The sequence below is a fragment of the Coriobacteriaceae bacterium genome, from assembly GCA_025993015.1.
In the GTDB taxonomy this organism is placed as follows: Bacteria; Actinomycetota; Coriobacteriia; order Coriobacteriales; family Coriobacteriaceae; genus Collinsella.
The window spans coordinates 1351986-1373649 of the sequence record DAJPFV010000001.1 but is presented as its reverse complement, the minus strand read 5'-3'; the positions used below and the strand labels follow the sequence as shown (position 1 = coordinate 1373649).

The window sequence follows — 21664 nt, the reverse complement described above, 5'->3', positions numbered from 1 at the left end:
TTGGAAACGTGTCGGATGATTGCGACAGGACTTGCGCACCGCCGGGGCGCGCCGCTCCATAAGTTAGCCCTGTCGCACTTTTTGCATTATGCCCTAAGTTAGCCGAGGGATACACTTGTTTTTCGAAAAATTAAGCGGGAACGATGAGGCGTGTCAGCCCATCGTTCCCGCAGTCTTACTCCTCCGCCTTTGCGGCGTCCCACAGGTCGTTGAGGCCGTGGGTCGAAAGCTCGGCCAGATCCACGTGGGCGTCAGCCGCCATCTGCTCCATCGCAGCCCAGCGGCGGCGGAACTTTGCCGTGCTGGCACGCAGGGCGCTCTCGGCATCAATCCCCTCTTTACGCGCAACGTTGACCAGGGCAAAGAGCAGGTCGCCAAACTCCATCTCGCGCTCGGATGAGCCAGGAGCCTCGGCCTCAAACTCGGCCCGCTCCTCGGCGACCTCGTCCCACACGTCCTGGACCGTCTCCCACTCAAAGCCCACGGCCGCCGCCTTGCGCGACACCTTCTGCGCCTGCATCAGCGCCGGAAGATGCGTGGGCACGCCGTCGAGCAGGCCCTCGGGCGCGGTCTCGCCCGCTGCCACGGCCTTGTCCTTGGCGGCTTTCTCGGCGAGCTTGACCTCGTCCCAAATCTTGAGCACCTCGTCAGAGCTGTCGGCATCCGCATCGCCAAACACGTGCGGATGACGCCGGATGAGCTTAGCGTCAATGTCACGCGCCACGTCGGCCAGCGTAAACTCGCCGGCGTCGGCAGCAATCTGCGCATGCAGCACAACTTGCATAAGCACGTCGCCGAGCTCCTCGCGCAGATGTGCCACGTCGTCCGCCTCGATGCAATCGAGCGCCTCGTAGGCTTCCTCGATCATGTTCTTGCCGATGCTCTGATGCGTCTGTTCGCGGTCCCATGGGCAGCCGTCGGGCTGACGCAGACGCCAGATGGTCTGCACCAGATGCTGCAGCTCGGCCGACGCGTCGACCAGCGTGGACAGATCGCGCGAGCCCTCGGCATTTTGCTGAGCCATGTGCTGCGCCATGGTTATTCCTCCTCCAGGACCACGTGACGGAACGTACCGCCCTCGTAGATGCCGTAGCTGTGCGTACCGTCCTTGGGAATGCTCACGCTGCCGGGGTTGAAGAGCCACAGGCCCGGGTGCGCCTCGCTTGCCTCGTTGACTTTGATGTGCGTGTGGCCGTAGACGAGCGCTGAGTCCTCGGGCAGTGCGGGCGCGTGGTCGACGCTGTTGTGCATGCCGGCGCCAAAGACGTGGCCGTGCGTCAGGAACAGCTCGCGGCCGGCTTCGTCAAACAGCGTGGCGTAGTCGGCCATGACGGGGAAGTCGAGGACCATCTGATCGACCTCCGCGTCGCAGTTGCCGCGCACCGCGATGATGCGGTCGGCCAGGGCGTTGAGCAGCGGAATCACACGCTTGGGGGCGTAGTCGCGCGGCAGGTCGTTGCGCGGGCCGTGGTAGAGCAGGTCGCCCAGCAGCACGATGCGGTCGGGCTGCTCGGATTCGATGGCGGCGACCAGGCGCTCGGTCCAGTATGCCGAGCCGTGGATGTCGGAGGCGATGAGGTATTTCATGGTGGTCCTTTCGGGTGGGGTTAATAGGATTGGTGCGGCACGTCGTTGGCCTGTGTCACTCAAATCGCAGCGCCGCGGCTTGTGCCGCCTGCATCACGCGCTGGAGCGGCACGTTATGCTCGCGAGCGAGGCGGGAGCAGTCCTCGTACTCGGGTGCCGCGCGCTCGCTGCCGTCGGGCAGGGTTGCCACCTTGACGGCCACCTCGCCCCAAGGCGTCGCCACCTGCTCAAAGCGGCGCGGCAGGCAGACGCGCTCCATGACTTGGCGGCGGATGCCATTGGTCGTGGTTTCCAAAAAGATAATCGTCTGCAGGCGCTCGATATCCTCGTGGGTGCAGATTACCTGCAGTTGCCAGCCGGGGCGGCCTTTCTTGCAATAGAGGGGCAGCCAATGCACCTCGCGCGCACCCGCCTCGCGCAGGCGGTCGGCGGCGTAGGCGAGCACCTCGGGCGACGCGTCATCGATGTCGCACTCAAGCTTGACGATAGTTTCGGGCGCATCGATCTCGCGAGACAGCGGGGATTTGCTATCGCATGGCATACGGTCCGGGTCCTTTCCGCACGGGCTCGTTTTGTTCATCCAAACGCTAGCACATCGCGGGCGGCGTGGGGGCGGCGTCATGGGATGGGCGGGACTTTTGCCCGTCGCGGACGTCGGCGTGCGCCGGGATCGTCCTCGCCCCTATCCAAACGTGTACGGCAGCCTCCAAACACGTCATTTTTTGCAGCTTTTGGAGGCTGACGTACACGTTTTGAGAGCACAAGCGAGGCCGCACCGCGCGCCGCGCAGCCTTTCCAATCGATTTCGACCCCCCGCGTGCCCGGCGTGTTGAGAGCTGCGCCATTACAATGGAGCGGATTCGCTTGACGCAAAGGAGCCGCCATGTCTGCTTGCCCGCTAGCCGATTGCCACACCCACACCTCGTTTTCGGACGGGCATGCCTCGTTTGAGGACAACGTCCGTGCCGCTGCCGCGGCCGGGTGCCGCGCCATGGTCTCAACTGACCATCTCACCCTGCCCGCCAGCATGGACGCCAACTGCGAAGTGCAGGTTACTGAGGGCGACCTGCCGACACATCGTCTGGCTTTTGAGGATGCCCGCAAGCTTGCCGCGCAGATTGCGCCGGAGCTCAGCTTTATCTATGGCTTTGAATGCGATTGGTACGAGGGCTGCGAGCCTTTGGTTGAGCGCTGGTCCCAGGGCGCCGTCGTGCGCCTGGGCAGTGTGCATTGGATTGGCAACCCAGGCGATATCATGGCCGGTGCCGCGGGTACGGCGGGAACGGAAAACGTCGCTCGTCCCGATACACCCGATTCCCTTTGCGGTTGGATCGACGACGACACCAACCTGCACGTTTGGGAAACCCTGGGGGTACGCGGCGTGTGGGAGCGCTACGTCGACGACTGGTGCCGCGCCTGCGAGAGCCCGCTCAACTTTGATGTAATGGCTCACCCCGACCTGGTCATGCGCTTTTCGAAGGAAGGCTTTGCGCCCGACTTTGACCCCGCACCGTTTTGGCAGCAGATGGCCGAGTGCGCGCACGATACGGGCCGCCGCGTTGAGGTCTCGACCGCCGCACCGCGCAAGGGCCTCGACGACTACTATCCCGCGACCGGATTGCTGCGTTGCTTTGCCCACGCCGAGGTGCCGATCACTTTTGGCTCGGACGCACACCGCGCCTGCGACATCTGCTGGAACATCCGTGAGGCCCAGGCACACGCCTACGACTGCGGCTACCGAACCTTCGATATCCCCCACGCCACCGACGAATGGGAACCCACGCCCCTCGCCTAAGACCAGTCGTTGGGGACGTTCTTAAACAACTATTGACGGCGGGCGTTGAGTTCGCCGGCCAGCTCATCGAGGGTGATGCCGTAGCGCTCGAGCGTCACGAGCAGGTGGTAGATCAGGTCGCCGGCCTCGTAGCGGATGTGGTCGTGATCGTTATCCTTGCAGGCCATGATGACCTCGCTCGCCTCCTCGGCAAGCTTCTTGAGCAGCTCGTCCTCGACATCGGTCAGCAGGCGAGCGGTATAGCTCTCCTGCGGCGATGCGTCGCGACGGCCGTGAATCACCTCGGCCAGACCTGTCAGCGTCTCACCGATATTTCCATCCTGAATGTTTGCGGTGCGCACACCCATAGTTCAATCCTTTCTGGTGGCCGAGCGTCTAATCGAGCGCCCGCCCTACGCGAGTTTCTTAAAGAAGCAGGTACGGTTGCCGGTGTGGCAAGCCGGGCCCGGCGAGTCAACCTTGACCAGCAGCGTATCGCTATCGCAGTCGGCCCAGAGCTCCTTGACCGCTTGCATATTGCCGCTCGTCGCGCCCTTGTTCCAGAGCTCCTGGCGACTGCGGCTCCAAAACCACGTGGTGCCGGTCTTGAGCGTCAACCCCACCGACTCCTCGTTCATCCAAGCAACCATAAGCACCTCGCCGGTGTCATATTGCTGAACCACACAAGGAATCAATCCTTTGGCGTCGTATTTAAGATCCGCTGGAGTAGTAATTTCTCTCATTTCAATTCCCCAATTTAAACATCGCCGGTCGGCGAGGGTTGTCCAGGTGCCCGAGATTCCGAGCGACAAGCCCGACGACGCGTACTTAAGTACGCGAGGAGGGTTGGAGCCGGAAGGTCGGGTGCCTGGACAAGCCGCAGCATTAGAAGTCCAATCTCACAGGAATGCCCTGCGACGCCATATACTCCTTCACCTGGCGAATGCTGAAGGTCCCAAAGTGAAAGACACTTGCTGCCAGCACGGCATCGGCTTCGCCCTCGATCACGCCCTCGGCAAAATGCTCGAGCGTGCCCACGCCGCCGCTTGCGATCACCGGGATCGGCACCGCGCGCGCCACGGCGCGGGTGAGTGCCAGGTCGAAGCCAGCCTTGGTGCCGTCGCGATCCATGCTGGTGAGCAAGATCTCACCGGCGCCGCGACGAGCCGCTTCCTCGGCCCACGCCACCGCATCGATACCCGTGGCGTTACGGCCGCCCGCGGTAAAGACCTCCCACTTGTCGGCTCCCGGCTCACCGGGCAAACCAACACGCTTGGCATCGATCGCCACGACCACGGCCTGGCTGCCAAATGCAGCGGCAGCTTGGCTGACCAGCGACGGATCGCGCACGGCAGCAGAGTTGAGCGACACCTTATCGGCACCGGCAGCCACCATGGTTCGCATGCCCGCCAGGTCACGAAAACCACCGCCCACGGTATAGGGAATGGCCAACTCCTCGGCCGCATGCGCCGCCATCTCAATGGTCGTCGCACGGTTGTCGCTCGTCGCAGTGATGTCCAGGAACACGACTTCGTCCGCGCCCTCGCGGTCGTAGGCGCGCGCCAGCTCCACCGGATCGCCCGCATCGCGCAGGCTCACAAAGTTGACGCCCTTGACCACGCGGCCGTCCTTAACGTCCAAGCAGGGAATCACGCGTTTGGTAAGCATGGGCTACTCCTCCCCTCGGGCGGCGGCCAGCGCCTGTGCCAGCGTAAAGTTGCCCTCGTAGAGCGCGCGACCGGTGATCGCACCCTCAATAGCATCCTCACCCACCGCGGCAAGCGCGCAGATATCGTCGAGTGTCGAGATGCCACCCGAAGCCACGACGGGAAAACCCGCGACCTCGGCCACATGGCGATACGCCGCCACGTCGATGCCCGTCTGCATGCCATCGCGCGCGATGTCGGTGTACACCAAATGCTTAAAGCCCAGCTCGGAAAGCTGCGCCACCGCATCATCGAGCGCCACGCCCGCGCCATCGCGCCAGCCGTTCACCTTGACCTGGCCGTCACGGGCGGCGATGTCTGCCACCAGCAGCTCGCCAAAGCCGCGCGCTGCCACCTCGGCAAAACCCGGCTCGGTCACCAGCACGGTCCCCAGCGCAATACGGCGCGCGCCATAGCCGGCCAGCTCGTCGATGCGTGCGAGCGAGCGGACGCCGCCGCCCACGTCCACGGACAGACCGTCGACGCCGCAGATAGCCTTGATCGCCGTCGAGTTGGCAGCGCATGCGTCCTCATCCTCGCCAAAGGCAGCGGACAGGTCGACGACATGCACCCAGTTCGCACCCTGCTCGGCAAAGGAGCGGGCAACGGCCACGGGGTCGTCGGAATATACCTTGCAGCGGCTCCGGTCGCCGCGCTCCAGGCGCACGACCTTGCCGCCGATCAAATCGATTGCGGGAAACAGAATCATCGGCCGGCCTCCTCGACGATGTTGACGAAGTTCTTAAGGATGCGCTGTCCCAGCGCGGAGGATTTCTCGGGATGGAACTGGCAGCCCCACACGTTGCCGTGGCGCACGATGCACGGGAAGCTCCGCGTGTAGTGCGTGCGCGCCAGAACATCGGCGGCATCGACATCGTCGGCCACCGCATAGCTGTGGGTGAAGTACATGTTGGCGCCCTCGGCAAAACCGGCGAGCAATGGATCGGCCGCGCCGGCGGGCGTCATGTGCACCTGGTCCCAGCCCACGTGCGGCACCTTCAGGCGACTCGATTCCAAGCGCGTGCACGAGCCGCGCATAATGCCCAGGCCATCGACCCAGGGACCGCCAGCCTGCTCGGAGGCATCGTCGTCCGCGCCCTCGTCCGCCGGCACGCCCTCGTCGCCGCGTTCAAAAAACAGCTGAAGGCCCAGGCAGATGCCGAGCAGAGGAGTTCCGGCGGCAACGGCGTCAAGCACGGCCGCCTCCTCGCCGCTCTGGCGCATAAAGGCGATCGCGTCATAGAACGCGCCCACGCCCGGGATGACCAGGCCATCGGCCTTGCGGATCTGTTCCGGATCATCCGACGTGCAGGCAGCGGCACCGGCGCGCGCAAGCCCGCGCACGACGCTCGACAAGTTCCCTTTGTGGTAGTCGACCACCACGATCTTCGGTTCGCCCACGCGACCCTCCTTTTTCCATCATCCAAAACCACCACAAAGGTGCCTGTCCCCTTTGTGGTGGTTTTTACCCTTGTGGCGGTTACAGTGAGCCCTTGGTGCTGGGGATTCCTTGGACGCGGGGATCAAGCTCGCAGGCGTGGCGCATCGTGCGTCCCACGGCCTTAAAGGCGGCCTCGATAATGTGGTGCGAGTTGCCGCCCGCCAGCTCGCGCACGTGCAGCGTGAGTTTGGCGTCGCGCGCAAAAGCGTAGAAGAACTCGACGGCCAGCTCGGTATCAAAGGTGCCCACGCGCTCGGTCGGCACGGGTAGATCGCAATAGGCCTGCCCGCGACCCGAGATATCAACGGCGGCCATCACGAGCGTCTCGTCCATGGCAATCGCCGCATCGGCAAAGCGCGTAATGCCCGCCTTGTCACCCAGTGCCTGGCAAAACGCCTCGCCCAGCACAATGCCCGTGTCCTCGACGGTGTGGTGCGCGTCGACCTCCACATCGCCCATCGCATGTACCGTCAGATCGAACAGGCCATGGCGGCCAAGGGCGTTGAGCATGTGGTCGAAAAACGGCACGCCGGTCGAGATATCGCACACGCCGGATCCGTCCAGATCGAGCCTAACGACAATGTCGGTCTCGCCCGTCTTGCGGGTCACCTCGACATAACGGCCCATCTACATCTCCTCCTTCACCAGCGCGGCAAACGCTGCCAGCACCTCGTCGTTTTCCTGCGGGGTACCCACGGTAATGCGCAGACAGTCCGCAAGCCCCGGCGCGTAGCTAAAGTCGCGCACCAAAATTGAATACTCGTCGCGCAGGCGCTCGCGCACGCGCGTGGCGTGCGGCGTGCGCACGAGCACAAAGTTCGCCGCGCTCGGCCACGCCTCCACGGGCAGGCCCTCGGCAGCCATTGCGCGCAGGGCGCACAGCTCGCGCACGCGCTCGGATACAACCTGTGCCACCACGGGCGCGTACGCATCGCGGGCACGCACGCAGGCAAGCGCCGCGGCCTGGCTCAGCACGCTGACTGAATAGATCTGGCGAATCGCCGCGAACACGTCAATAACCTCGGGTGACGCAATCACATAGCCCAGACGCGTGCCGGCGGCGCCGAACGCCTTGGACAGCGTATGCAGAATCACCAGGTTGGAATGCTCGGCGATAAGCCCTTGCGCCGTGGTGGCCGCGCCAAACGAATCGTCAGCAAACTCCACGTAGGCCTCGTCGACCATCACCATGCCGGGACACGCATCGCACAGAGCCGCGATAAAGTCGAGCGGCGCCACGTCGCCCGTGGGATTGTTGGGCGAGGTCACAATCGCCAGGTTGCACTCGGGCGCTGCCGCAAGCACGGCAGCCTGGTCGAGCTCAAAGGTCACCGGATCGCGCCACACGTCGCTCACCTCGGTCTGGCAGAGCGACGCAAAGAACGCATACTCGCTAAAGCATGGCGGGCAGTTGAGCAGGGTCCGCCCCGCGCCGCCAAACGCCAGCAGGTAGTTATAGAGCAGCTCGTCGCCGCCGTTGCCCACGCAGATGTTCTCGCGTGCCACGCCATGCCAAGCGGCAAGCTCGTCGCGCAGGTCGTTGGACATGGGGTCGGGATAGCGGTTGAGCGGCGTGGCGGCGAGCGCCGCGTCGACCGCCTCGCGCACGCCGGCCGGCACGGGATAGGTGTTCTCGTTGGCCGAAAGGTTGATGCGCGTGGGCGTAAAGTTGGGATCGTAGGGCTCAATGCCGGCCAAGTAGGGCTGGACGAGTTCCTTCATGCGAGGCGTCAGCTCGGCCATATTAGGCCTCCCCGCCGGTCGCGTTAGCGCCATCCGCGCCCGCAGCCGCCAAGTCCACACCCTCGGCGACCGTCGCCGCGGCGTCGCCCGGCCAGGCAACCTTGGTCAGGTCGGCCGCCGCCAGCGACTCGGCGCTCACGGAATCCTCGCCCTGTTCCAGCACGCGACGACGCAGGGCGGCAGAAAGCGCGTGCGCCCACAGGCCCTCGGCTTCGGCCAAGCGCTGCGTAGCGGGAGCGTCGGAGAGCAGGCCCTCGGGCGTATAGCAGATAACGCTTGAGCGCTTAACGAACTCCTCCACCGAAAGCGGGTTGGAGAACACGGCCGTGCCGCCGGTCGGCAGCGTGTGGTTGGGGCCGGCAACGTAATCGCCGAGCGGCTCGGAGCTCCAAGCGCCCACAAAGATGGCGCCGGCGTTGCGAATGCCGCCAAGCAGGCCCATTGCATCCTTGCAGTGCAGCTCCAGGTGCTCGGGCGCCACGGTGTTCACGGCCTCGACGGCGGCAGCCATATCGGCGGCCACCACGATGGTGCCCTCGTTGTCGAGCGAGGCGCGCGTAATCTCGGCACGCGGCGACTGCGCCACCAGAATGTCGATACCCGCCTCGACCTCGCGCGCAAACTGCTCGTCGCAGGTCACCAGATAGCAGGCGGCAAGCGGATCGTGCTCGGCCTGGGCCATCAGGTCGGCCGCGACCACCATGGGCTTGGCCGTGGCATCGGCCAGCACGCAGACCTCGGAGGGGCCGGCGACCATGTCGATGCCCACGTCGCCCGAGACAATCTGCTTGGCCGCGGCGACAAAGGCGTTGCCCGGGCCGGTGATCTTGTCGACGCGCGGAATGGTCTCGGTACCGTACGCCAGCGCGGCCACGGCCTGGGCGCCGCCCACCATATAGATCTCGTCCACGCCGCCAAGCTTGGCCGCGGCGAGCGTGTAGGGGCTGATCAGGCCGTCCTTTTGTGGCGGCGTCACCATGACCACGCGCTTGACGCCGGCCACCTTGGCAGGGATAGCGTTCATGAGCACGGTGGAGGGATACTGCGCGCGACCGCCCGGCACGTAGATGCCGGCCGCGGCAAGCGGGGTCACCTTAACGCCGAGCATCGTGCCGTCCGGGCGCGTGGCAAACCAGCTCTGCTCGACCTCGCGCTGGTGAAACTCACGGATCTGGCGCGCAGCCTTCTCGAGCGCGGCGACAAAGGCCGGGTCGAGGCCTTCGAGCGCAGCATCGATCTGCTCTTGCGGCAGACGAAAGCTTTGCAGCTCGACACCGTCAAAACGCTGGCAGTAATCGCGCACCGCAGCATCGCCGTTGGCACGCACGTTGGCCACGATATCGCGGGCGGCGTCGACGATGTTTTGCGGCAGCACACCCTTGCGGTTGAGCTGGTTGGTAACGAGGCGCTCACCGGGAGCAAGCTTGATGGTCTTCATATCGGTATCCCCTATCGGTCGAGGTTGCGTTTGGAAAACGAGATGCCGGGCAGCGGCGCCCATCGGCCCGCAGCCCAGACGTTGGGGCGCCCGTGCGTGCTCGCGCTATTGTGCCGAGCCCGCAACGGGCTCAAAATGCTTGTCCTTCACGGCAGCCGCCAGGCGATCGGCCAGGTTGCGAACGCGCGGATCCAGGCGCGCGGCACCCGGGTTGACGAAGAAGCGGGCCGTGCAGTCCATAATGCGGCCGGTGATGACCAGGTCGTTGTCGCGCAGCGTGGCGCCCGTGGCGGTGATATCCACGATGCGATCGGTCATACCGACGATGGGTCCCAGCTCGATGTTGCCGTGCAGCGAAACGATGTCGGCGTTCACGCCGCACTCGGCATACCAGGCACTCGCGATGCGCGGGTACTTGGTTGCCACGCGAAGCGAACCGCGGCGGGCATAGTTGCGCTCGGCCTGACCGGCGCGCCAAACGGGCTCAGCCTCAATAAAGGTGCACAGGCCGTAACCCAAATCGACCAGCTGCAGCAGGTTGAGGTCGGCCTCGATAAGCGAATCCCAGCCGCAGATGCCGCAATCGGCACCACCGCAGCCCACAAAAGCGGGCGCATCGCTGGGGCGCACGATGACAAACTCGATATCGCCGACCGCGCCCTCGCCGGCACGCGTATCGCGACCGCGCACGATCAGGTGACGGCCGGGGTCGCGCAGCTCGGAGACGTCCAGGCCCGCGGCCTCGAGCACGTCGAGCGTGTCGGCCTTAAGCGAGCCCTTGGGAACGGCGATGCGCAGCGGACCCTCAGCACCACGGCCCGCGGCGTGGTCGCCGTCGGAAGCGGCGTCCTCAGCCGAAGTGTGCGCGGCCTCCAGACGCTCGAGCGAAAAGGCAAATCCCGCCGCCGGTACCTCGATGCCATCGCCGAACGCGCCGGTAAAGATGGAGTCGTAGCGACCGCCCGAGCCCACCGGATCGGGCAGGCCACCGGCATAGGCCTTAAAGACCAGGCCCGTGTAGTAATAAAAAGAGTTCATGATGGAGAAGTCGAAGGACAGCACCTGGGCGTCCTCGGGAGCCAGGCCCTCGACCAGGGCACGCAGCTCGCGCGTCAGCGGCGCGACGATACCGGCAGCTTCCAGCAGCGCATCCACACGGTCGAGTATCTCGGCACCGCCGTGCAAGCGCGGCAGCTCGCTAATGGCGGCCTTGACGGCCTCGGACTCGGCGCTTGCCGCCACGCGGGCATCGAGGCCCACAAAGTCATTGGAGTGCACGCAGCGCAGGGCCTCGGCAGCCAGCTCGCGATCCTCGCACGCCGCGAGCAGCTCCTTAAAAGGACGCACGCTACCTGCGATAATGCGCGCATCGGGCAACGCCAGCTTGCGCACGGCATCGGCTACCAGCGAGACAATCTCGACATCGCCCGCGGTATCTCCCGCACCGATAAGCTCAAAGCCCAGCTGTGTAAACTGGCGCGAGCCGCCGGCATTGCGCTGGCACTCACGAACCACCGGCGCCTCGTAGCGAAGACGCAGTGGCAGATCGGCCGCGCGCATGCGGGTCGAAACCAAGCGCACGATCGGCAGCGTGTTGTCGGGACGGACCACCAGCAAACGCCCATCATCGTCAAAGAGCTTAAACGGCGTGTCCGCAATGCGGCCGCCTTCCTCGAGCGAACCCTTGTCCTCGAGCAGCGGCGTCTCAACCGGCAGGTAATGATGCTCCCTAAAGCAGCCCTTCACCGTACATGCGATCTCCTCGCGTGCCTGAGCCTCCTCGGGCAATATGTCCCGGAATCCCCACGGTGTGGCCGTCATCTGGTGAGCCTCCTCATGCTGTGCTTCGCATAGAACAGAAGACCGGCATAGCTCCGCCGGTCTTCTGGGTACTTTAGCATACTAGAGTGCTTGCGGGGAAAATACGTCGCAGCCGCTCACACCGTATTCATTTGGAAACATAGGGTAGGTTGCCGCAGCCCGACCCCACCTAGGCGCCAATCGCACGACGATACTCTGCCATTACCTGCGCATCGGCAGCTGCGGGGTCGGCAAAATAGCGCCCGTCATAGGTCTCGGCCGAAACAACTCCGCGATAGCCGCGCGCCACCAGTCTATCCAAGTCGGCGCGCATATCGCGACCGCCGTCACCCCAGGCAAGGTGCGTGGTGCCGTCTGCCGCAACATCGACAAAATGTACGTGGGCGACATCATCGCCAAGCAGATCGAAATAATCGTCGATGGTATCCCCCGCCACCGCCATGGCGCCCATATCCAGACATGCCTTAAGTGCCGGATGATCAACTGCCTCGATCATGCGCTTCGTGTCGGCCGCCGAGTTCACGATCATCGACTCAACTGGCTGCAGGGCCTCGAGCACCAGTCGCACGCCGCGCTCTCCCGCATGCTCGGCAATCGCACGCAGCATCGAGGCGCTGCGACCCCACGCGTCCTCGATCGGCTCGTTCAAAAATGCCCAGCCGCTCGAGACCATGACCTGCTCGGCTCCAAGTTCCGCCGCGATATCTATAACGTTCTTAAAGTACGCGAGCGTGCGGGCACGCGCCTCATTCCCGCGCGCCGCGATATTCCACGGCTTGGGGTTGTTCTGTTCGGGACAAAGCCCCACAATCCGAACCCCATACCGCTGTGACAGCTCACGCACCTGCTCGAGCGAATCGTAACCATGGCAGTCCACATACAGGTGCATCGCCCCCGTCCAAAGTTCGCAGCACGTGTAGCCCGAGGCCGCCGCCGAAGAAAAGAACTCTTCAAGGCTAAAGTAGCGATGGCTGATATTCATAACGGCAAGCTGGGGATAGCTCATAGTTACTCTCCAACCTAAACGAGGCCCCGCTCCATATAGGAGCGAGGCACAATTGCACAAACGTTATTTGCTCTTAGTAGTCGAACTGGTGGTAGTAGCGACGGTACTTGAGGTTGTGCTTGGTGACCGTCTCGTAGTAGCGAGCCAGGCGGTCGGTAACGAGCACCGTCAGGATCCACGGGGACACGATGACGCGGAACTCGTCGTCAAGGCCGGGGATCGCGAACTCGGCGGTGTCGATGATGTTGATGTCGGTGTCGCCGGTCACGCCGCGGGTCAGGAAGGCGCGGACGCGCTCGTCGAGCTTGCGGTTCTCGTCCTCGCCCATGAACAGGAAGACCGGGACGCCGGGCTCCACGAGCTCGAGGGTGCCGTGGAAGAAGTCGGCCGAGGTGATGTAGCGGGTGCGCTTCCACTGCATCTCCTCCAAGATGCACATCGAGAACAGGATCGTCTCGCCCCACAGGGCGCCGGAGCCGATGAACATGGTGTAGGGGGCCAGGGCGTACTTCTTGGCGAGCTCCTCGGCGCGCGGCTCGAAGCGCTTGCGGATGTCGAGCATGTCCTTCCAGATGTCCTTGGTCTGCTCGATAAACAGGTCGAACTTGGGGAAGCAGCCGCGGCGGTTGAGCAGGCGCAGGCCGAAGCAGTCGGCGAGGTAGTAGCCCTTCTCGCAGCCGCCCGAACCATGATCAGAAGCCATGGCAACGCAGTTCTCGGCACCGACAGCCTGGCCGATGGGGCCCTCGGGCTTGGTCATGGCGTAGACGCGCACGCCCATGTCCTTCATCTTCTTGACGGCCTCGAGGACCTCGGGGGTGGTGCCGGACTCGGAGGCGGTGAGCACGACGGACTTCTCGGTCATGCGCTTGTGGCCCATGGCGTTCCACTCGGCGGCGTGGATCAGGTAGACCTCGAGGTCGCGGTCGCCGAACTTGTTCATGAGGTACTCGAGCTGCATGAGCTCGTCCCAGGTGCCGCCGACGCCCATCAGGAACACGGCGTCGTAGCCCTCGTCGGCGACCTTGTCGGCGAGCGCGGTCATCTTCTTGCCGGCCTCGTAGAGCGCCTTGCCGTCCTCGAGATAGCCCTCCTGGTCGAAATGCATGATCTCGATCTTCTCGGTTTCCTTCATGGCTTTTCCTTTCTGTCCTGCACGCAACTCTATACATCGCGTTTCTTTTCGATACCAATTATAGACATACACCTAATGTGTTTTTAATACCACTTATCAATCTGCTCCAATCCTCGGTGAACGGTCGAAATTCTCTGGTGAGTGGTATTAAATTAGAATTGAATGTATAGCTAACGCCTCTGGCGCCTCCCTTGTGTGACAAAGAACAGCGTTCCTACCAGCGCAATAATGGTCGATGCCCCAAACAGCACCGCCTGAACGCCCAAAGCCTCCGCCAAAAACGGAGCCGCCAGCAGCGGCAGCACGCCGGCGCTCATCAGGCCAAAACGCACAAAGCCGGTAATGCGCCCCAGGTATTTGATGTCGGCGCGCTCCTGAATCAAGATCATCTGCAGCGGTTCCAGGAATCCCCAGGCCAGACCGTTAATCGCCTGACCGATAATCGCGACCCCCAGCATATCGGTGCCCACGTACACCATGGACCCAATGCCCACGGCCATGAGCGCGCCGAGCAGCAATCGCAGGTTGACATGGCGGGCAGAAAGCTTGGTCAGGATGAACGCGCCCACCGAGGAAGTGAGGCCCACGACCGAGGACAGCCAGCCCAGCCAGACGATATCCACGTTGAGCACATCGCGATAGAACAACGACTCCAGCGAATCGAACGCGCCAAACGCAAAGAAACCCAAAAAGCCCGAGATAAAGATGAGGCGCAGGTCGTGGTCGCGAAACGTAAGTCGCGCACCCTCGGCCATGCCTCCCAAAATACCGCCCTTCGGCTTCTCCCCTTTTGCGGGAGCAACACACTCGTGACAGCCCAAGGAGAGCACGGCCGCCACACCCATCATGCCCGCCATGAGCAGATAGACCGATTGCGTGGCAAAACAGCTCACGATGGCACCGCCGAGCAGCGGGCCAGCGGTATAGGCGATATTGCTGTAGAACACCATGAGGCCGTTCACGCGGGTACGGCCCTCGGTGGTCGACTCCAGGTATCCCGGAAACGCATGCGTGCAGGTGTTGATAAAGCCGCCCGCAAGTCCCAAGACGCACGCGGCAAACACAAGCCCGGGGACAGACAACGGCGCCAACCCCACGCCAAGCGATAGCACTGCCGTAATCACGCACGTCACAAACGACGTCCGGCGCGGTCCAAAGCGATCGATGACCGAGCCCGACACCATATTGCCCACCGACGTCATAAGATTGCGCACGAGCGTAATGGCGGCAACCAAAAAGGCCGTGCCAGCCAGATCATACGTGGCCGCACCGATAAGCCCCAAAAAGTAGACCGCGTTGTTGGCGCACCACTGCAGGGACTCAATAAGAATCAGCCTGACCTCTGCCGGCGTCAGGCGCATTGCTTCGCGATCCTTCGCGAACATACGAACTCCTTCTATACAAAAAGGGGATGGAGGGCATAGGCCTGCTCCATCCCCTTTCCAGGTTGCAACGAAAATCTATGCAGCCGGGCCCTTATGCCAGCACGCCGAAGAACGCGCCGACGATGCCCACGGCCATGGTGGCCACGATCAGCACCATGGGGTTGATCTTCTTGGACAGCAGCCAGTAGTACAGCCAGAAGGCGAGCATGCCGAGCATGCCGGGCATGATGCCGTCCAGGATGTCCTGGAGGGTCTGGGCGTCGTCGCCCGAGCCGATGGCCACCGGGATGCTGGCCCAGAACATGTCCTTGCACATGGCGCCCACGACCATGACGCCCACGATGCCCACGCAGGTCATGATCTTCTGCATGAGGCCGGTCCTCTGGGCCTCGTCCAGGAAGCCCACGCCCAGCTCGTAGCCCTTGACGGCGCCCCAGACGCGCAGCGCGAAGCCGGGGACGTTGTAGATGAGCAGGAAGGCGATGGGGCCGAAGGGGTTGCCGGCCTGGCACAGGCTGATGCCCACCGCGGCGGCGACCACGCGCAGCGTCGACAGGAAGATGGAGTCGCCGATGCCGGACAGCGGGCCCATGAGGGCGGCCTTGACGTCGTTGACGCTCTCGGGCTCGATCTCGCCGCGGGCGACCTTCTCCTCCATGGCCATCGCGATGCCGCCGACGAACGGGGCGAACTGGACGGTGATGTTGAAGAACGCGCAGTGGCGGTGCAGGGCCTCGGCGTAGTCGTCGGGGCGGCCGGCGTAGATCTTCTTGAGCATGTTGGCGACCATCAGGCAGAAGGCGATGTTCATCTGCTTGTAGTAGGTCCAGGAGAACTCCATGCCCAGGGCGCCGACGTTGACGGCGCTCTTGACGAGGTCGGAGCGCGTGATCTTGTTCTCGGGACTAGAAGTCATCGTCCTCATCCCCTTCCGCGGAGAGCTGGGGCTGGGCTCCGCCCAGGCCGAGCAGGTCGAACTTGTCGATGCCGATGATGATGGCGATCAGGGCGACGCCCAGGACGGGCACGTTGGCGTAGGAGCACAGCAGGAAGCCCAGGAAGTAGAAGGGCACGAGCTGCTTGGTGAGCACCAGGCGGCCGAGCATGGCGAAGCCCATGGCCGGCAGGATGTTGGCGGCAACGCCGCAACCGTCGATGATGAAGGGCGGGATGAAGTCGAGCAGGCCCTGGATGGCGTCGGAACCCAAATAGAAGGCGCCGCCGCACAGCAGGAAGTACTCGACGCAGCCCCAGATTCCAATTCCCCAATGAACGGCGTAGATGCCTTTGAGGTTTCCCTTGAGGGCGAACTTGTCTGCCATATCGACAAACACAGGGAACAAGGCATTGGTAATGTTGCCGATCGTCAGCGCAAGGACGGCGATGGGCATGGCGAGCGCGATGGCCGTCTCGGTACCCTGACCGAGCTGAATGGCAAACGCGCAGGCGAGCACGCCGCCGACGGTTTCGTTAGGCGGCACGTAGGCGCCGATGGAAATCGAGCCCATGAACAGCAACTCCAGGCTGGCGCCAACGGCAAGGCCAGTCTGCAGGTCCCCCAGCACCAGGCCCACGAGCGGGCACAGGACGATGGGGCGGAACGCGTAGAGGGTGCCGAGCTGGTAGTCGAGGCATCCAAACGCTCCGACTAAGCCGACGAGGATTGCTTGGACAAGCATAATTCCTCCCAATAAGGAATCTCGAACCGTCGTCACTCCCGTCGCGCGCGTTGTTGATATCAATTCCGGGAGTTCGATTCCACGGCTCGAAGCGTACCTGGTGTGCTGCTAACACCCATTCCAGGCACAAATGATTTGATACCAATTATAGGTATGCAGGTTCTTACTATTTAATACCAGTCGCTCAGCGGGGTGTTTTTTACCGTAAACGGCAGGCGCATCCCATTAGGCACGCTCTTTGTTTCGATGGCGGACAAGCGCCACCAGAAAGCCGTCGCCAAAAGCATCGGATGCCAAGTTGGCCACAATCACCAAAACGATCATCGCTGCGCCCAAAAACTCGTTCCAGCGAAAGACCTCGCCAAAGAGGAGCGCCGACCAGCAGGGAGCGAGCACGACCTCACTCATGCAAACCAAGTTGGCCGCAAACGCGTTGGTGCGCGCAATCCCCTTGGCATACAGCACACTCGCAAGGCCGCTGCAAAAAAGGCCATGCACCAGCATAAGCCCCCACTCAAAGGGTTTCACGGAGCCTAGGTCGCCGGCAAAATAGACGATCGGAAGTATCGAGATGCCGCAGGAGATGAGCGAGGACACCATGGGCGACGCATCGGGGCGAGAGTTTAAAAAGAAACACAGCCCAAAGGTGGCGCCCGAAATGACGGCAAGCAGATTTCCGAGCATGCCCTCGGCGCTCAAATCGCCTAAAAAGAAAAGTCCCATACCCGTAAAAGCAACCACCACGGAGGCAATCTTCGCAGGCGAGGGCAATGTGCGAGCTGCGAGCGATTGATACACGATAACGAAAATCATCGAGGTGTACTGCAGGACGATCGCGTTGCCGACCGTCGTGAGCTGGTTGGCAAAGTTAAACGTGGTGCCCGTCACGAAGTTGCAGACGGCCACAAGGACAATAAGACGGCTGACGCGAAGGACGGGCCTGCCGACGAGCAGGATAAAGAGCGCCATAAATATTGCCGTGACGGCACCGATCAAAAGAGCTGACTGCGAATTGGCGCGAACGAGGATGCCGATAAAACTCCACAAGAGCGCCGTGCCAAATAGATACATCGCCCCGCTCACGCCATTATCGGGTGGATTGTCAGATCGAATCACGAAGCACCTCCAACTAGCTTTCGGTAATAAAAAACGGCGACCGCAATGGGTCGCCGTTTCCCTTGGGGGCAGATAATAGGCCGGGCCCTTACGCCAGCACGCCGAAGAACGCGCCGATGATGCCCACGACCATGGTGGCCACGATCAGCACCATGGGGTTGATCTTCTTGGACAGCAGCCAGTAGTACAGCCAGAAGGCGATCATGCCGAGCATGCCGGGCATGATGCCGTCCAGGATGTCCTGGAGGGTCTGGGCGTCGTCGCCCGAGCCGATGGCCACCGGGATGCTGGCCCAGAACATGTCCTTGCACATGGCGCCCACGACCATGACGCCCACGATGCCCACGCAGGTCATGATCTTCTGCATGAGGCCGGTCCTCTGGGCCTCGTCCAGGAAGCCCACGCCCAGCTCGTAGCCCTTGACGGCGCCCCAGACGCGCAGCGCGAAGCCGGGGACGTTGTAGATGAGCAGGAAGGCGATGGGGCCGAAGGGGTTGCCGGCCTGGCACAGGCTGATGCCCACCGCGGCGGCGACCACGCGCAGCGTCGACAGGAAGATGGAGTCGCCGATGCCGGACAGCGGGCCCATGAGGGCGGCCTTGACGTCGTTGACGCTCTCGGGCTCGATCTCGCCGCGGGCGACCTTCTCCTCCATGGCCATCGCGATGCCGCCGACGAACGGGGCGAACTGGACGGTGATGTTGAAGAACGCGCAGTGGCGGTGCAGGGCCTCGGCGTAGTCGTCGGGGCGGCCGGCGTAGATCTTCTTGAGCATGTTGGCGACCATCAGGCAGAAGGCGATGTTCATCTGCTTGTAGTAGGTCCAGGAGAACTCCATGCCCAGGGCGCCGACGTTGACGGCGCTCTTGACGAGGTCGGAGCGCGTGATCTTGTTCTCGGGACTAGAAGTCATCGTCCTCATCCCCTTCCGCGGAGAGCTGGGGCTGGGCTCCGCCCAGGCCGAGCAGGTCGAACTTGTCGATGCCGATGATGATGGCGATCAGGGCGACGCCCAGGACGGGCACGTTGGCGTAGGAGCACAGCAGGAAGCCCAGGAAGTAGAAGGGCACGAGCTGCTTGGTGAGCACCAGGCGGCCGAGCATGGCGAAGCCCATGGCCGGCAGGATGTTGGCGGCAACGCCAAAGCCAGCAAGGACAAAGGGCGGGATGAAGTTGAGCATGCCCTGGATGGCGTCAGCACCCAGATAGAACGACAGCGAGCACAGCAGGAACGCCATGATGATACCGGTCAAACCGATCAGGAAGTGCATCGCATAGACACCCTTAAGGTTGCCCTGGCCGGAGAAGACATCAGCGCGGTCAACCAGGATCGGCAGGGCGGCGTTGAGGATGTTCTTGATGGCAAGGCACAGCGTGGCGATGGGCATGGCAAGCGCGATGGCTGCCTCGGTGCTCTGGCCCAGCTGGATAGCGAAGGCGCAGGCGAGCACGCCGCCGATCGTCTCATCAGGCGGCACGTAGGCACCGATGGAGATCGAGCCCATGAACAGCAGCTCCAGGCTGGCGCCGATCGCGAGGCCGGACTGCAGGTCCCCCAGCACCAGGCCCACGAGCGGGCACAGGACGATGGGGCGGAACGCATAGAGCGTACCGAGCTGGCAGTCGAACTTACCAAATGCGGCGATAAGTCCGATGAGGATTGCTTGGGTAAGCATATATCCCCCTTTCCTAATAGGACACTACGAAGAGCTCAGACTCTTCGAAATTGAACGCCTAGAGCACGCTGGCGCAGTCAACCTTGGGGTCATCGGCCAGGGGTCGAATCTCGACCTCAACGCCACGATCCAGCATCTCGCGCACATCGGCTTCCTCGGCCGCGGTCAGGAAGATCTGACGAGAGACCTGACGAGCATCGGGACGCTTCTCGTCCTTGGGCTTGGTGTTGCCCAGGTTGACCGACTTGATCTGCGGGCAGCCCTCAACAAGCTGCTTTGCCTCAGCAATAGTGGCGACACAGATGATCATCTTGTACTTGTCGGTCACGCCCGAGTTGATAGCTTCGATTGCATGCTCCATATCTTTGATGACGAGCTTGCAGCCGGCAGGCTTGCCCATCTTGAGCGTCGTCTTCCACACCGGGTCGTTAGCGACCTTATCGCCCACGCAGAAGATGCAGTTGGAGCCAAGGCCCTGAACCCAGGAAACTGCGACCTGGCCATGAAGCAGGCGATGGTCAACGCGAAGTAGCTGAATCATAATGTGACCCCCCAAAGGTCTTGTGCCGTCTTACGGCGTGTCAGTAGGTGCTGCGGATTAGAACTCTTCTTCCTCGTCGTCATCGACCAAAAGATCGTTGACAAACTTCACGCGCGTATCGTCCGCAGCGACGATGGCGCGAATCGTCTCCTCAACCGGCGCCGACTCGTCAGAGAACAGCAACTGGATGAGGAGAGGAAGGTTCATGTTGGTAACGAGGTACGTGCGGGGACGCGTCTGGACGATCTTGGTAAACTCGTTGTTGACGCTGCCGCCAAAGAGGTCGGTGCAGACAACGACATCATCGTCAGCAGACATGCCTGCCAGCAGTTTTTGGGCCTCCTCGGCCACGTCCATGCGGCCATCGACGAACATCGAAAGATCGTGGACGTTGTCGCGAGCGCCCGAGAGCAGCTCGACGCTCTCCTTGATGCCGGTAGCGAAGTGCGCATGGCTGGCGATGATGTACTGTCTCATTCTGTGTTCCTCTCAATAGCCCGGCACGTTCCCGCACCCGTTTTCTTTAGTAGTCGAACTGGTGATAGTAGCGACGATACTTGAGGTTGTGCTTGGTGACCGTCTCGTAGTAGCGAGCCAGGCGGTCGGTAACGAGCACCGTCAGGATCCACGGGGACACGATGACGCGGAACTCGTCGTCAAGGCCGGGGATCGCGAACTCGGCGGTGTCGATGATGTTGATGTCGGTGTCGCCGGTCACGCCGCGGGTCAGGAAGGCGCGGACGCGCTCGTCGAGCTTGCGGTTCTCGTCCTCGCCCATGAACAGGAAGACCGGGACGCCGGGCTCCACGAGCTCGAGGGTGCCGTGGAAGAAGTCGGCCGAGGTGATGTAGCGGGTGCGCTTCCACTGCATCTCCTCCAAGATGCACATCGAGAACAGGATCGTCTCGCCCCACAGGGCGCCGGAGCCGATGAACATGGTGTAGGGGGCCAGGGCGTACTTCTTGGCGAGCTCCTCGGCGCGCGGCTCGAAGCGCTTGCGGATGTCGAGCATGTCCTTCCAGATGTCCTTGGTCTGCTCGATAAACAGGTCGAACTTGGGGAAGCAGCCGCGGCGGTTGAGCAGGCGCAGGCCGAAGCAGTCGGCGAGGTAGTAGCCCTTCTCGCAGCCGCCCGAACCATGATCAGAAGCCATGGCAACGCAGTTCTCGGCACCGACAGCCTGGCCGATGGGGCCCTCGGGCTTGGTCATGGCGTAGACGCGCACGCCCATGTCCTTCATCTTCTTGACGGCCTCGAGGACCTCGGGGGTGGTGCCGGACTCGGAGGCGGTGAGCACGACGGACTTCTCGGTCATGCGCTTGTGGCCCATGGCGTTCCACTCGGCGGCGTGGATCAGGTAGACCTCGAGGTCGCGGTCGCCGAACTTGTTCATGAGGTACTCGAGCTGCATGAGCTCGTCCCAGGTGCCGCCGACGCCCATCAGGAACACGGCGTCGTAGCCCTCGTCGGCGACCTTGTCGGCGAGCGCGGTCATCTTCTTGCCGGCCTCGTAGAGCGCCTTGCCGTCCTCGAGATAGCCCTCCTGGTCGAAATGCATGATCTCGATCTTCTCGGTTTCCTTCATGGCTTTTCCTTTCTGTCCTGCACGCAACTCT

At 62.9% G+C, this 21664-nt stretch carries 24 protein-coding genes; 1 reads left to right on the top strand and 23 read right to left on the bottom strand.

The window, feature by feature from the left end; translation table 11 throughout:
* Positions 1-175: 175 nt before the first annotated feature.
* From mazG to OIL77_05810, 3 genes are read right to left on the bottom strand one after another with little or no spacing between them, the layout of a single operon-like run.
* Positions 176-1036, bottom strand: coding sequence for a nucleoside triphosphate pyrophosphohydrolase (mazG, locus tag OIL77_05820; GenBank protein HJI44919.1), 861 nt, complete (start codon positions 1034-1036; stop codon positions 176-178).
* Between the two features lie 2 nt (positions 1037-1038).
* Positions 1039-1587, bottom strand: coding sequence for a phosphodiesterase (gene yfcE, locus OIL77_05815; GenBank protein ID HJI44918.1), 549 nt, complete (start codon positions 1585-1587; stop codon positions 1039-1041).
* A gap of 55 nt (positions 1588-1642) precedes the next feature.
* A complete protein-coding gene (locus tag OIL77_05810; protein HJI44917.1) occupies positions 1643-2128 on the bottom strand; it encodes a LarC family nickel insertion protein in 486 nt (161 codons plus the stop codon).
* 342 nt (positions 2129-2470) lie between these two features.
* Here OIL77_05810 and OIL77_05805 point away from each other — a divergent pair, with 342 nt between their 5' ends.
* Complete coding sequence (locus tag OIL77_05805) at positions 2471-3382, top strand: PHP domain-containing protein (protein ID HJI44916.1); 912 nt, start codon at positions 2471-2473, stop codon at positions 3380-3382.
* Positions 3383-3411: 29 nt separating this feature from the next.
* Here the strand turns inward: OIL77_05805 and hisE are convergent, their stop codons facing one another.
* The 20 genes from hisE to OIL77_05705 all read right to left on the bottom strand — a co-directional run bounded on the left by hisE (position 3412) and on the right by OIL77_05705 (position 21633).
* Positions 3412-3729: a phosphoribosyl-ATP diphosphatase gene (gene hisE, locus OIL77_05800; protein HJI44915.1), complete on the bottom strand. Its 318-nt coding sequence runs from the start codon at positions 3727-3729 to the stop codon at positions 3412-3414.
* Between the two features lie 45 nt (positions 3730-3774).
* On the bottom strand, positions 3775-4104 hold the full coding sequence (gene hisI, locus OIL77_05795; GenBank protein ID HJI44914.1) for a phosphoribosyl-AMP cyclohydrolase: 330 nt from the start codon (positions 4102-4104) through the stop codon (positions 3775-3777).
* 142 nt (positions 4105-4246) lie between these two features.
* Complete coding sequence (gene hisF / locus OIL77_05790) at positions 4247-5029, bottom strand: imidazole glycerol phosphate synthase subunit HisF (protein HJI44913.1); 783 nt, start codon at positions 5027-5029, stop codon at positions 4247-4249.
* Between the two features lie 3 nt (positions 5030-5032).
* A complete protein-coding gene (locus OIL77_05785) occupies positions 5033-5776 on the bottom strand; it encodes a HisA/HisF-related TIM barrel protein (protein HJI44912.1) in 744 nt (247 codons plus the stop codon).
* Entirely contained in the window at positions 5773-6468 is a 696-nt protein-coding gene (locus tag OIL77_05780; protein ID HJI44911.1) for an imidazole glycerol phosphate synthase subunit HisH, read from the bottom strand. The genes OIL77_05785 and OIL77_05780 overlap by 4 nt, the downstream gene beginning before the upstream one ends.
* Positions 6469-6547: 79 nt before the next feature.
* A complete protein-coding gene (hisB, locus tag OIL77_05775) occupies positions 6548-7135 on the bottom strand; it encodes an imidazoleglycerol-phosphate dehydratase HisB (GenBank protein HJI44910.1) in 588 nt (195 codons plus the stop codon).
* Positions 7136-8251: a histidinol-phosphate transaminase gene (gene hisC / locus OIL77_05770; protein ID HJI44909.1), complete on the bottom strand. Its 1116-nt coding sequence runs from the start codon at positions 8249-8251 to the stop codon at positions 7136-7138.
* A gap of 1 nt (position 8252) precedes the next feature.
* Positions 8253-9689, bottom strand: coding sequence for a histidinol dehydrogenase (gene hisD / locus OIL77_05765; protein ID HJI44908.1), 1437 nt, complete (start codon positions 9687-9689; stop codon positions 8253-8255).
* A 105-nt stretch (positions 9690-9794) separates the two neighbouring features.
* Entirely contained in the window at positions 9795-11510 is a 1716-nt protein-coding gene (hisG, locus tag OIL77_05760) for an ATP phosphoribosyltransferase (GenBank protein HJI44907.1), read from the bottom strand.
* 169 nt (positions 11511-11679) lie between these two features.
* Positions 11680-12516, bottom strand: a complete 837-nt coding sequence (locus OIL77_05755; GenBank protein HJI44906.1) for a sugar phosphate isomerase/epimerase — start codon at positions 12514-12516, stop codon at positions 11680-11682.
* Positions 12517-12589: 73 nt separating this feature from the next.
* On the bottom strand, positions 12590-13651 hold the full coding sequence (locus OIL77_05750; GenBank protein ID HJI44905.1) for an SIS domain-containing protein: 1062 nt from the start codon (positions 13649-13651) through the stop codon (positions 12590-12592).
* A 170-nt stretch (positions 13652-13821) separates the two neighbouring features.
* The gene (locus tag OIL77_05745; GenBank protein HJI44904.1) at positions 13822-15036 is read right to left on the bottom strand and encodes an MFS transporter; all 1215 of its coding nucleotides are present in this window, start codon (positions 15034-15036) and stop codon (positions 13822-13824) included.
* Positions 15037-15127: 91 nt separating this feature from the next.
* Positions 15128-15961 (bottom strand): PTS system mannose/fructose/sorbose family transporter subunit IID, encoded by an 834-nt coding sequence (locus tag OIL77_05740; protein ID HJI44903.1) that lies wholly within the window; start codon positions 15959-15961, stop codon positions 15128-15130.
* Positions 15942-16715, bottom strand: a complete 774-nt coding sequence (locus OIL77_05735; protein ID HJI44902.1) for a PTS sugar transporter subunit IIC — start codon at positions 16713-16715, stop codon at positions 15942-15944. Before OIL77_05735 ends, OIL77_05740 begins: the two co-directional genes overlap by 20 nt.
* Before the next feature lie 225 nt (positions 16716-16940).
* Positions 16941-17831 carry a DMT family transporter gene (locus OIL77_05730; GenBank protein ID HJI44901.1) on the bottom strand — a complete coding sequence of 297 codons (891 nt, stop codon included), beginning with the start codon at positions 17829-17831 and terminating at the stop codon, positions 16941-16943.
* An 88-nt stretch (positions 17832-17919) separates the two neighbouring features.
* Positions 17920-18753, bottom strand: a complete 834-nt coding sequence (locus tag OIL77_05725) for a PTS system mannose/fructose/sorbose family transporter subunit IID (GenBank protein HJI44900.1) — start codon at positions 18751-18753, stop codon at positions 17920-17922.
* Complete coding sequence (locus tag OIL77_05720; protein ID HJI44899.1) at positions 18734-19507, bottom strand: PTS sugar transporter subunit IIC; 774 nt, start codon at positions 19505-19507, stop codon at positions 18734-18736. The genes OIL77_05725 and OIL77_05720 overlap by 20 nt, the downstream gene beginning before the upstream one ends.
* Positions 19508-19565: 58 nt before the next feature.
* Positions 19566-20048 (bottom strand): PTS sugar transporter subunit IIB, encoded by a 483-nt coding sequence (locus OIL77_05715; GenBank protein ID HJI44898.1) that lies wholly within the window; start codon positions 20046-20048, stop codon positions 19566-19568.
* A 57-nt stretch (positions 20049-20105) separates the two neighbouring features.
* Complete coding sequence (locus OIL77_05710) at positions 20106-20525, bottom strand: PTS fructose transporter subunit IIA (protein HJI44897.1); 420 nt, start codon at positions 20523-20525, stop codon at positions 20106-20108.
* Between the two features lie 46 nt (positions 20526-20571).
* Positions 20572-21633, bottom strand: coding sequence for an SIS domain-containing protein (locus tag OIL77_05705; protein HJI44896.1), 1062 nt, complete (start codon positions 21631-21633; stop codon positions 20572-20574).
* Positions 21634-21664: the final 31 nt, after the last annotated feature.

Excerpts from the sequence above, each read along its gene's own strand:
- mazG (HJI44919.1), bottom strand. The coding sequence starts at position 1,036 with ATGGCGCAGCACATGGCTCAGCAAAATGCCGAGGGCTCGCGCGATCTG.
- yfcE (HJI44918.1), bottom strand. The coding sequence starts at position 1,587 with ATGAAATACCTCATCGCCTCCGACATCCACGGCTCGGCATACTGGACC.
- OIL77_05810 (HJI44917.1), bottom strand. The coding sequence starts at position 2,128 with ATGCCATGCGATAGCAAATCCCCGCTGTCTCGCGAGATCGATGCGCCC.
- OIL77_05805 (HJI44916.1), top strand. The coding sequence starts at position 2,471 with ATGTCTGCTTGCCCGCTAGCCGATTGCCACACCCACACCTCGTTTTCG.
- hisE (HJI44915.1), bottom strand. The coding sequence starts at position 3,729 with ATGGGTGTGCGCACCGCAAACATTCAGGATGGAAATATCGGTGAGACG.
- hisI (HJI44914.1), bottom strand. The coding sequence starts at position 4,104 with ATGAGAGAAATTACTACTCCAGCGGATCTTAAATACGACGCCAAAGGA.
- hisF (HJI44913.1), bottom strand. The coding sequence starts at position 5,029 with ATGCTTACCAAACGCGTGATTCCCTGCTTGGACGTTAAGGACGGCCGC.
- OIL77_05785 (HJI44912.1), bottom strand. The coding sequence starts at position 5,776 with ATGATTCTGTTTCCCGCAATCGATTTGATCGGCGGCAAGGTCGTGCGC.
- hisB (HJI44910.1), bottom strand. The coding sequence starts at position 7,135 with ATGGGCCGTTATGTCGAGGTGACCCGCAAGACGGGCGAGACCGACATT.
- hisC (HJI44909.1), bottom strand. The coding sequence starts at position 8,251 with ATGGCCGAGCTGACGCCTCGCATGAAGGAACTCGTCCAGCCCTACTTG.
- hisD (HJI44908.1), bottom strand. The coding sequence starts at position 9,689 with ATGAAGACCATCAAGCTTGCTCCCGGTGAGCGCCTCGTTACCAACCAG.
- hisG (HJI44907.1), bottom strand. The coding sequence starts at position 11,510 with ATGACGGCCACACCGTGGGGATTCCGGGACATATTGCCCGAGGAGGCT.
- OIL77_05755 (HJI44906.1), bottom strand. The coding sequence starts at position 12,516 with ATGAGCTATCCCCAGCTTGCCGTTATGAATATCAGCCATCGCTACTTT.
- OIL77_05750 (HJI44905.1), bottom strand. The coding sequence starts at position 13,651 with ATGAAGGAAACCGAGAAGATCGAGATCATGCATTTCGACCAGGAGGGC.
- OIL77_05745 (HJI44904.1), bottom strand. The coding sequence starts at position 15,036 with ATGTTCGCGAAGGATCGCGAAGCAATGCGCCTGACGCCGGCAGAGGTC.
- OIL77_05740 (HJI44903.1), bottom strand. The coding sequence starts at position 15,961 with ATGAGGACGATGACTTCTAGTCCCGAGAACAAGATCACGCGCTCCGAC.
- OIL77_05735 (HJI44902.1), bottom strand. The coding sequence starts at position 16,715 with ATGCTTGTCCAAGCAATCCTCGTCGGCTTAGTCGGAGCGTTTGGATGC.
- OIL77_05725 (HJI44900.1), bottom strand. The coding sequence starts at position 18,753 with ATGAGGACGATGACTTCTAGTCCCGAGAACAAGATCACGCGCTCCGAC.
- OIL77_05720 (HJI44899.1), bottom strand. The coding sequence starts at position 19,507 with ATGCTTACCCAAGCAATCCTCATCGGACTTATCGCCGCATTTGGTAAG.
- OIL77_05715 (HJI44898.1), bottom strand. The coding sequence starts at position 20,048 with ATGATTCAGCTACTTCGCGTTGACCATCGCCTGCTTCATGGCCAGGTC.
- OIL77_05710 (HJI44897.1), bottom strand. The coding sequence starts at position 20,525 with ATGAGACAGTACATCATCGCCAGCCATGCGCACTTCGCTACCGGCATC.
- OIL77_05705 (HJI44896.1), bottom strand. The coding sequence starts at position 21,633 with ATGAAGGAAACCGAGAAGATCGAGATCATGCATTTCGACCAGGAGGGC.